The following is a 1,221-nucleotide window of genomic DNA, read 5'->3' on the forward strand; positions in this document are numbered from 1 at the left end:
CGTGCACATCAGCCTGCTCGGCAACCAGATGGAGCAGGAACAGTAGATGATGGTAGCCGCGAGGGAGATGAAACAACGCGCGCTGCATTTTCTGAATGCCGTCAACGCCACGCTGATCACCAGTGCCACGCTGCCCCCCTTGCGCGCCGCGCGCGCGGGGCTCCTGCCGGCCTGGGCGGCATGGGCCGACATGGTGGAACGTCACGCCCACGGCCCCCTGCCCGATCTCCGCTTGCGCGGACGTGCGGACTACCGCCTCGGTGACGCACACCGCGCGGCCACGGAACTGCTCATCGAAGCGATAAAAAGGGGTGGCCGCGACGGCCTCGCTGGGCTCGATTCACCGACACTGTTTTCGATGACCTTGCTCACCATCGCCGCAGCGTTCCATCTGACCCGCCCCCATGCCATGCTCGAACCCACCGCCGCCCTGCAACAGTGGCTGGCGCAAACCGACATCGGCGACGATGTGCCCGCTTCTCTGTTCCAGCTTCCGTTGCCTGCGCTTTTCCTGCGCATCGATGATGCCGTCCGGCAGACGATCGATCCCACGCTGTGGGCGCATGCATCCCCTTCGTGCGCGACCCAGGGCATCTACCTGTTCGAAACCCAGTGCGACGGTCAGCGTGAACTGACGTTCGTGCCCATCAGCAGCAGCGAGGAGGAAGCCGACTGGCCGGCGATGTTGCGCATTGTGATCACCAACGAGCATGAATCGCTGATCGCACATATGCGCCGCATGCAGGTGTCCGACAAGAATATACCTCCGGACAAGCTGATCCCTATGGTCGAGTGGTGCGCGAAGATCCTGCTTTATCTACAAACACCACGTGCTGTACGCATCGACGCCATGCAAGGCGATGAAGCCATGGCGCGGATGGCGCGTGTCGGCGCTCGCAAGGCGGCACGCATCGAACGTCAACTCGGGCACCGCTATAACCGCATCATCGTGGGACCGGCTTCGCTCCCCGCTCACGCATGCGGTGCAGTGTCGCCGCATTGGCGTCGCGGTCATTTGCGCATGCAGCCGCATGGCCCGCAAAGCCGCCTGCGCAAGCTCATCTTCATTGCCCCCATGCTGGTTCGCGCCGATCGCCTGAACGGCGAAAGCGGGGATGCACCGTGCTAGCGAACCACCGCATATGGCGCGCCTTGATGGCTTGCCGACACGCCGACGCGCGACCGAACGAACGCTCCGTCATCAGCCTGCGCACACCCTGA

The 1,221-nt window shown here is 63.8% G+C and carries 1 protein-coding gene; it reads left to right on the forward strand.

Features of this window, described 5'->3' with window-relative positions:
- Positions 1-67: 67 nt before the first annotated feature.
- Positions 68-1,129, forward strand: a complete 1,062-nt coding sequence (locus AC4HNJ_RS21510) for an AcrVA2 family anti-CRISPR protein (protein ID WP_490481664.1) — start codon at positions 68-70, stop codon at positions 1,127-1,129.
- Positions 1,130-1,221: the final 92 nt, after the last annotated feature.

This window comes from Dyella sp. SYSU CM1112, from assembly GCF_058216415.1.